The sequence below is a fragment of the Mesorhizobium sp. M7A.F.Ca.ET.027.03.2.1 genome (assembly GCF_003999175.1).
GTDB lineage: Bacteria > Pseudomonadota > Alphaproteobacteria > Rhizobiales > Rhizobiaceae > Mesorhizobium.
Genome location: NZ_RZOM01000171.1, coordinates 1 through 7,828, shown reverse-complemented (window position 1 = coordinate 7,828; position 7,828 = coordinate 1). Strand labels below are relative to the sequence as shown.

The 7,828-nt window shown below is 64.3% G+C and carries 9 protein-coding genes and 1 pseudogene; 9 read left to right on the top strand and 1 reads right to left on the bottom strand.

All coding sequences use genetic code 11. From position 1 onward, the window contains the following. The 6 genes and pseudogenes from EN750_RS10370 to EN750_RS10345 all read left to right on the top strand — a co-directional run. Window positions 1-1,109 (top strand): annotated as a pseudogene (locus EN750_RS10370) (bifunctional salicylyl-CoA 5-hydroxylase/oxidoreductase); the annotation flags it as partial. Beyond that, window positions 1,106-1,879 carry an SDR family NAD(P)-dependent oxidoreductase gene (locus tag EN750_RS10365; protein ID WP_127396364.1) on the top strand — a complete coding sequence of 258 codons (774 nt, stop codon included), beginning with the start codon at window positions 1,106-1,108 and terminating at the stop codon, window positions 1,877-1,879. The pseudogene EN750_RS10370 and the gene EN750_RS10365, both read left to right, overlap by 4 nt. Then, window positions 1,873-2,343 (top strand): MarR family transcriptional regulator, encoded by a 471-nt coding sequence (locus EN750_RS10360; protein WP_023811475.1) that lies wholly within the window; start codon window positions 1,873-1,875, stop codon window positions 2,341-2,343. Before EN750_RS10365 ends, EN750_RS10360 begins: the two co-directional genes overlap by 7 nt. Further along, window positions 2,340-3,152 (top strand): enoyl-CoA hydratase family protein, encoded by an 813-nt coding sequence (locus EN750_RS10355; RefSeq protein ID WP_127396363.1) that lies wholly within the window; start codon window positions 2,340-2,342, stop codon window positions 3,150-3,152. Before EN750_RS10360 ends, EN750_RS10355 begins: the two co-directional genes overlap by 4 nt. Window positions 3,153-3,251: 99 nt before the next feature. Continuing rightward, window positions 3,252-4,400, top strand: coding sequence for an acyl-CoA dehydrogenase family protein (locus tag EN750_RS10350; protein ID WP_127396362.1), 1,149 nt, complete (start codon window positions 3,252-3,254; stop codon window positions 4,398-4,400). A 58-nt stretch (window positions 4,401-4,458) separates the two neighbouring features. Beyond that, the gene (locus EN750_RS10345; RefSeq protein WP_024503394.1) at window positions 4,459-4,854 is read left to right on the top strand and encodes a RidA family protein; all 396 of its coding nucleotides are present in this window, start codon (window positions 4,459-4,461) and stop codon (window positions 4,852-4,854) included. A gap of 189 nt (window positions 4,855-5,043) precedes the next feature. On the opposite strand, the gene EN750_RS10340 is transcribed toward EN750_RS10345, so the two are convergent. After that, entirely contained in the window at window positions 5,044-6,135 is a 1,092-nt protein-coding gene (locus EN750_RS10340) for an LLM class flavin-dependent oxidoreductase (RefSeq protein WP_127396361.1), read from the bottom strand. 112 nt (window positions 6,136-6,247) lie between these two features. Here EN750_RS10340 and EN750_RS10335 point away from each other — a divergent pair, with 112 nt between their 5' ends. The 3 genes from EN750_RS10335 to EN750_RS10325 all read left to right on the top strand — a co-directional run. Beyond that, window positions 6,248-6,571 (top strand): hypothetical protein, encoded by a 324-nt coding sequence (locus EN750_RS10335; RefSeq protein WP_127322019.1) that lies wholly within the window; start codon window positions 6,248-6,250, stop codon window positions 6,569-6,571. Between the two features lie 71 nt (window positions 6,572-6,642). Next, window positions 6,643-7,440, top strand: a complete 798-nt coding sequence (locus EN750_RS10330; protein ID WP_127268313.1) for an ABC transporter substrate-binding protein — start codon at window positions 6,643-6,645, stop codon at window positions 7,438-7,440. Between the two features lie 152 nt (window positions 7,441-7,592). Beyond that, on the top strand, window positions 7,593-7,828 hold a 236-nt coding region (locus EN750_RS10325; RefSeq protein WP_145967537.1), incomplete at its 3' end, for an ABC transporter permease subunit.

Sequence of the window (7,828 nt, the reverse complement as noted above, 5' to 3'; positions counted from 1 at the left end):
TGTTCGCGCCGTTCAAGCTTCGCGACATGAGGCTGCAGAACCGCGTCGTCGTCTCGCCGATGGCGCAGTACAAGGCCGTCGACGGCTGTCCGACCGACTGGCATTTCACCCATTATGCCGAGCGGGCCAAGGGCGGCGCCGGCCTCATCTATATCGAGATGACCTGCGTCAGCCCGGAAGGCCGTATCACGCCCGGTTGTCCGGGATTCTACGCGCCCGAACATGAGGTGGCGTGGAAGCGGCTGGTCGATTTCGTCCACACCGAGACCGAGGCGAAGATCTGCGCCCAGATCGGCCATTCCGGCGCCAAGGGCTCGACCCGGCTCGGCTGGGAAGGCACCGACATGCCGTTGACCTCGGGCAACTGGCCGGTGATGGCGGCCTCAGCCGTGGCGTGGTCGCCGCAGAATCAGGTGCCGAAGGCGATGGATCGCGCCGACATGGACCGCGTGCGCGACGAATTCGTGGCTTCGGCCGAGATGGCCGATCGTTGCGGCTTCGACATGCTCGAGATCCACGCTGCGCATGGCTATCTCTTGTCGTCCTTCATCACGCCGGTCACCAACCGGCGCACGGATGACTATGGCGGTTCGCTTGACAATCGCATGCGCTATCCCCTCGAAATCTTCCGCGCGGTGCGCGCTGCCTGGCGGGCGGAGAAGCCGATCTCGATGCGCATTTCGGCCAATGACTGGGTGGGCATCGAGGGCGTCACACCGGCCGACGCGGTGGAGATCGCACGGCTGCTGCACGAGGCCGGCGTCGACATCTGCGACGTCTCGGCAGGCCAGACCTCGGCACTGGCCAAGCCTGTCTATGGCCGCATGTTCCAGACGCCGTTTTCCGACCGCATCCGCAACGAAGTCGGCATGGCGACGATGGCGGTCGGTAACATCTACGAGCCGGACCATGTCAATTCGATCCTGATGGCCGGCCGCGCCGACCTCGTCGCACTGGCACGGCCGCATCTCGCCGATCCCTACTGGACACTGCATGCCGCCGTCACGCTCGGCGACCGTGGTGTCAAATGGCCGGATCCCTATCTGCCCGGGCGCGACCAGCTCTACCGTCTGGCCGAGCGCGAAGCGGCCGCGGGGCTGAAAGTATGAGTACCGCCGCGACGATCCCCGGCAAGCATGCGCTGGTCACAGGCGGCGGCTCCGGCGTCGGCCGGGCCATCGCGCTGGCGCTGGCGGGTGCGGGCATCGATGTCACCATCTGCGGCCGCCGGGAAGCAGAGCTCACTGAGGTGGCCGGCGAGAACGACCGCATCTTCGGCATCGCCGCCGATGTCACCGACGAGGCGGCAATGGCGGCGCTCTACCAGAGGGCGCAAGCCGCGCGGGGCCCCTTCGACATCGTCGTCGCCAATGCCGGCATGGCCGGCAGCGCCCCGGCGCACAAAACCGCGCTCAGCGACTGGCAGCGGACGCTCGACGTCAATCTGACCGGCGCCTTCCTGACGGTGAAGCCGGCGCTGGCCGGCATGGCCGCGCGGAAGACGGGACGAATTGTTTTCATCGCCTCGACCGCCGGCCTGAAAGGTTACGCCTACGTCGCGTCTTACGTCGCCGCCAAGCATGGCGTCGTTGGCCTGATGCGGGCTCTTGCCGCCGAAACGGCGAAATCGGGCGTCACCGTCAACGCGGTGTGCCCAGGCTTTGTGGAAACCGAAATGCTGGAAGAGTCCATCCAGCGCATCATCGAGAAGACCGGCCGCTCGGTCGAGCAAGCGCGGTCAAGCCTCGCCTCGACCAACCCGCAAGGCCGCTTCATCCAGCCGGATGAGGTCGCCGCCGCCGTGCTGTGGCTGTGCGGCGACGCCGCCCAATCGATAACCGGACAGGCGATTTCCATCTCAGGAGGCGAAACATGGTAGCCGGCCCCCTGCCCGCGCCGTCGGGACCCGGCAAGGACCGCTTGCGGCTGTGGATCAGGCTGCTGCGAGCCTCGCGCACGATCGAGGCCGAGCTGCGCGAGCGGCTGAAGAAGGAGTTCAACACGACGCTGCCGCGCTTCGACGTGATGGCAGCCCTCTATCGCGCGCCGGAAGGCATGCTGATGAGCGACCTGTCGCGTTTCCTGCTGGTCTCCAACGGCAATGTCACGGGCATCGTCGACCGGCTGGTTTCGGAAGGACTTGTTGCCCGCGCTAGGCGCAATGGCGACCGCCGCACGTCGATGGTGCGGCTGACCGAGGAAGGCACGCAGGCCTTCGCCACAATCGCCGCGGCGCATGAAGGCTGGATCGGTGAATTGCTGGGCAAGGTCAGCGAGGACGACGCGCGTCGGCTGACCGGCATGCTGACCTCGTTCCGCAGCAACTGGGAGGGACGCGAATGACCGCAATGGCCGGGCGCAAGCCGAAGCATTTCCTGTGGGAGGTCGAGGGCAGGATCGCCAAGGTCCGGCTCGACCGGCCGCAGCGCAAGAACCCGCTGACCTTCGAGAATTATGCGGAACTCCGCGACACGTTCCGCGACCTCGTCTATGCCGACGATGTCGACGCCGTGGTGTTCCTCTCCAATGGCGGCAATTTCTGCTCAGGCGGCGATGTCCACGACATTATCGGCCCGCTGGTCAAGATGGACATGAAAGAGCTCTTGGCCTTCACCCGCATGACCGGCGATTTCGTCAAGGCGATGCTGAATTGCGGCAAGCCGATCATTGCGGCCGTCGACGGCGTTGCGGTCGGCGCCGGCGCCATCATTGCGATGAGCTCCGATATCCGCATCGCCACGCCGGAAGCCAAGACGGCATTCCTGTTCACCCGCGTCGGCCTCGCCGGCTGCGACATGGGCGCCTGCGCGATCCTGCCACGCATCATCGGCCAGGGCCGCGCCGCCGAACTGCTCTACACCGGCCGTACCATGACGGCGGCGGAAGGCGAGCGCTGGGGTTTCTACAACAGGCTGGTCGATGCCGCAGCGCTGGAGGCCGACGCGCTCGACATGGCGGCGCGCATCGTCTCCGGCCCGACCTTCGCCCACGGCATCACCAAGACGCAGCTCAACCAGGAATGGTCGATGGGTCTCGACCAGGCGATCGAAGCGGAAGCGCAGGCGCAAGCGATCTGCATGCAGACCCGCGACTTCGAGCGCGCCTACAAGGCATTCGTGGCCAAGGAAAAGCCGGTGTTCGAGGGGGATTGAGGATGATGCTTTCCGTGGAGACGTTGGCGGGACAGCGCCCCCCTCTGTCCTGCCGGCGCCGTAGAGCGCAGGGCCTGGAGAATAGCGGTGGAAGCACCCATGCCTGACCGCTCCTTCCTCTCCTGGCCGTTCTTCGAAGACCGCCATCGCAAGTGGGCCGAGCAGCTCGACGTATGGTGCGCGAAAAACCTGCCGGTCTCCCACCATGATGTCGACGCCGCCTGCCGCGAGCTGGTCAGCAAGCTCGGGCGAGACGACTGGCTGAAGCCGACGGCGATCGACCCAGACAATCCTGGCCCCCTCGACGTCCGCACTTTGTGCATCACGCGCGAGACGCTGGCGCGCCATGACGGGTTGGCCGATTTCGCCTTCGCCATGCAGGGGCTTGGTACCGGCGCGCTCAGCCTGTTCGGCACGCCGGAGCAACAGGAATGGCTTGCGAAGACACGTGCCGGAAAGGCGATTTCCGCCTTCGCCCTGTCGGAGCCGCGCTCGGGGTCGGATGTCGCCAACACCGAAATGACGGCGACCCGCGATAGCGATAGCTATGTCCTGTCGGGCGAAAAAACCTGGATCTCCAATGGTGGCATCGCCGACCTCTATGTCGTCTTTGCCCGCACCGGCGAGGCGCCGGGTGCCAAGGGACTTTCCGCCTTCCTCGTGCCTGGCGACGCCAAGGGCCTTGGCATCGCCGAACGCCTGGAAGTGATCGCGCCGCATCCGCTGGCGCGGCTGTCTTTCGATCAGGTTCGATTGCCGGCCTCGGCGCTGATCGGCAAGCCCGGCGATGGCTTCCGCATCGCCATGTCGGTGCTCGATGTGTTCCGCTCGACCGTCGGGGCGGCGGCACTCGGCTTCGCCCGCCGCGCGCTGGATGAAAGCATCAAAAGGGTGGCCGAGCGCAAACTGTTCGGCGCGCCGATGGGCGAACTGCAAATGGTGCAGGGCCATATCGCCGACATGGCGCTGGATGTCGACGCGGCGGCGCTGCTGGTCTACCGCGCCGCCTGGACCAAGGACATGGGCGCGCCCCGCGTCACGCGCGAGGCGGCGATGGCCAAGTTGTTTGCCACCGACAAGGCGCAAGAGGTCATCGACAAGGCCGTGCAGTTGCATGGCGGCGACGGCGTCCGCAAAGGCCATATCGTCGAAAGCCTGTATCGCGAGATCCGCGCCCTGCGCATCTATGAGGGTGCTTCCGACGTGCAGAAAGTGGTTATTGCGCGGCAAGTGATGGGCGCGGCCTGACGGCTGGAAATTGACGAGCGATTTTGAGACTAGGTTTTTGGATACCGGGAGGTTTTGAATGCACACGATTCTGCAGCCGGAAGGCTGGGCAAAACCTGTCGGCTACGCCAATGGCGTCGCGGCACGCGGGCAGCTCGTCTTCGTCGGCGGACAGGTCGGCTGGAACGGGCAATGCCAGTTCGAGACCGACGATTTTGTCGGCCAGGTGCGGCAAACGCTTCAGAACATCGTCGCGGTGCTGGCGGAAGCCGGTGCCGGGCCGCAGCACATCACCTCGATGACCTGGTATTTCACCGACAAGGCCGAATACCTCGCCAATCTCAGGGGCATCGGCGAGGCCTATCGCGAGGTGATCGGCCGGCATTTTCCGGCGATGGCCGCCATGCAGGTGGTGGCGCTGGTAGAGGACCGGGCCAAGGTGGAGATTCAGGCAACTGCCGTCATCCCGGAATAGGGAGTTCGTTCGTCCGGAGTAAACGCCCCTCGCTTCGTCATCCACGGGCGGAGCAAGGAGCGAAGCGACGCGGCGCAGACCCGAGGATGACGAAGTTGGGGGAGGCTTCGGCAAATTCCGAATGCTCTACCTAAACTGATGATGAAATCCCTGACCGCCAACAGGCAGCCGCTTCCCGGAGCAAAGCTACTATTCGCGCAGTCCCGCCTGTCTCAAAATCGGCAGCACGTGATCGCAGAAATAGGGCAACTCCCTGGTGTAGTTGACGAAGGACAGCGCGATGCCCTGGTAGCTATGCCCGGCAATGGCGGCCATGTCGGCGGCGATCGTTTCCGGCGTTCCGATCAGCGGGTAGGTGCCGGCGCCGCCGGCGAAGCGTTGCCGGTAGCGGTCATAGGCGTGCGGGTCGTGCGACTGCGAGAATTCCTTCTTGCCGGCCATGTGAGCATCGACCGCATCGTGGTCGGCCATATCGACCGCATAGCTGTTATAATAGGCCTGCGCCTCTTCCATCGTCGGGCGGCAGACGACATGCGCAACCGTGTAGACGCCTACGTCGCGGCCTGCCTTGTCGGCCCGTTCGCGGATATCGGCGACATGCTTGCCGGCATCGCCCATTTCGGAAAAGGTCGTGAACAGATAGCCGCATCGGGCGGCGGCGAAATCGCGGCCCGGCCCACCGAAGGCGGCGTTCATGGTCACCGGGCGCGGAACCTGCAGACTGGCCGGCCGGCTGACGGCTTCCTTGAGGCGGTAATAGGTGCCCTCATAGTCGAGCGGCTCGGCCGAGGCATAAAGCTTTTCCAGGATTTCGATCCATTCGGCCGCCTGATCGTAGCCCTTCTCGACCAAAGGCGTGCCAAACATGCCGAATTCCTTCGGGTTCCAGCCGCAGACGATGTTCAAGCCCGCGCGGCCCTGGCTGATATGGTCGACCGTCGCCAGCGCCTTGGCGGCATAGAGCGGATGCACCAGCGGCACATGCACGGTCATGAACAGCCCGATCTGTTCGGTGGCCATGGCAAGAGCCGCCGCCCAGGTGAAGGTCTCGAACGACCATTCCCGCACCTTGTTGCGGCCGCCAAAGCCGCGCCAGCGCGCAATCGGCAGCATGAACTCCAGCCCGGCGCGGTCGGCGATCTGGGCCGCGGTCACATTGTCCTGCCAGTTCGCCGTCCAGCGTTCCGGAACGTCTGTGATAGCAAGGCCGCCATCGGCATTGGTCGAAAAGACGCCAAGCTTCAATCTGTTCGGGCCGTGCAAAGGGTGTGGTTTGTTCATGTCGCGACCTCCCGGCGAGAGAGCACACGCTAGGCCCGTGCCGAGATATTTCAAGCCTGAAATAGCTTCGGGTCGCCATCGCTCGCGGGTATCGGTTCCAGCGGGCCGCACGGTGTCCGCCACGCAACCGACACCGCAGCTTTTTAAGCTTAAAACTTTCGCCTTGAAAAGCGCCGCACTTTGGATAAGCATTCCACAGTCGATGGCGATTGCCTTGCCGGACGGGCTTGCCGGCCAGTCCATCGTGCAGACCAGTCCATCGTGCCGGCCAGTCCATCGTGGGTGCTCCGGGTGGGAGTCTCAGTTCTTGTCGTTCATACTGTCCCAGTCATCATCCAATGCGCGCCATGCCTTCGATGACGTGCGCGCGCAGATCCGCGATCTGCAACAAAAAACGTCGCCAACCATGACCGCATTGGTCGCTGCCATGAATTGACGCCCTGCGGTGCGGGGCGGCAAAAAACCGTGCGGGAGCAACCCGCCCGATCAACAACAGAGGGAACACAAATGAGCTTCACACGTCGCAAATTGCTTCTTCTCGCCGCCGCCATCGGCATCGCCGCCGGCCCCGCCACCGCTTATGCCGCCGATGTGCTCAATGTCGGCGCCTACCCGACCAATCCACCCTTCGAGTACAAGAACGAGAGCGGCACTTTCGAAGGCTTTGAAGTCGACATCGTCAACGAAGCCGCCAAGCGCATCGGCATGACCACCGACATCGCCGATCTCGGTTTCCAGGCACTGTTTGCCGCCACCACCTCGAAGCGCATCGACGTCGCCATCTCGTCGATCACCATCACGGCGGAGCGGCTGAAGTCACAGTCGTTCACGCAGCCCTATTATGATTCGGACATGGGCATCGCCACCAAGACCGACAGCGCGATCAAGGCCGAGGCCGACCTCAAGGGCAAGATCATCGGCGTGCTGTCCGGCTCGACCGGCGAAACCTGGGTCAAGGCGCATCAGGAAGCCGATGGCTTCAGCGACGTGAAGGGCTACGACACGCAGCAGAACCTGCTCCTCGACCTCAGCGCCGGCCGCGTCGATGCGGCCGTCAGCGACATTCCGGGCATGGAGTATTCCTTCACCAAGATGAAGGACCTGGTCGTCAAGGAGCGCATCAAGACCGGTGAGCAATACGGCCTGATGATGACCAAGGACCACCCGCTGCTCGGCAAGCTGAACGATGCGCTGAGCGCGATGAAGAAGGACGGCACCCTGGCCGCCATCCACAAGAAGTGGTTCGGCAGCGACGCGCCGGCCGACTCCTCGACCATGAAGGAAATGCCGCTGCCGAAGGCCTGATCTGAAAGCTGCGCTGACATCGTGCCGGCTTTCCAGGCCGGCACGATTCATTTCATGCTCCAGCGCCGGCTTCCGCGCCGACCGCCTCGCCATCTGCGAGGCATATTGGTTTTAACCTGAGCATGATTGCTCTCGGGTTCGGGAACGCTCCCATGTCGCTGCTGGATACCTTCTTTAACCCCGACGTCATCATGTCCAGCCTGCCGGCGCTGCTGCGCGGCTTCCTGAACACGCTGCTGCTCGGCATTTTGAGCATCGGCATCGGGATCCCCATCGGCCTGGGGATCAGCCTGGTGCGGCTCTATGCGCCGAAGCCGCTGCGCTGGCTCGCGGTCGGCTACACCGACATCTTCCGCGCCCTGCCGGTGCCGGTCGTGCTGATCCTGAT

What these genes read in the sequence shown, in the direction of transcription:
- EN750_RS10365 (WP_127396364.1), top strand. Translation starts at nt 1,106, where the DNA reads ATGAGTACCGCCGCGACGATCCCCGGCAAGCATGCGCTGGTCACAGGC.
- EN750_RS10360 (WP_023811475.1), top strand. Translation starts at nt 1,873, where the DNA reads ATGGTAGCCGGCCCCCTGCCCGCGCCGTCGGGACCCGGCAAGGACCGC.
- EN750_RS10355 (WP_127396363.1), top strand. Translation starts at nt 2,340, where the DNA reads ATGACCGCAATGGCCGGGCGCAAGCCGAAGCATTTCCTGTGGGAGGTC.
- EN750_RS10350 (WP_127396362.1), top strand. Translation starts at nt 3,252, where the DNA reads ATGCCTGACCGCTCCTTCCTCTCCTGGCCGTTCTTCGAAGACCGCCAT.
- EN750_RS10345 (WP_024503394.1), top strand. Translation starts at nt 4,459, where the DNA reads ATGCACACGATTCTGCAGCCGGAAGGCTGGGCAAAACCTGTCGGCTAC.
- EN750_RS10340 (WP_127396361.1), bottom strand. Translation starts at nt 6,135, where the DNA reads ATGAACAAACCACACCCTTTGCACGGCCCGAACAGATTGAAGCTTGGC.
- EN750_RS10330 (WP_127268313.1), top strand. Translation starts at nt 6,643, where the DNA reads ATGAGCTTCACACGTCGCAAATTGCTTCTTCTCGCCGCCGCCATCGGC.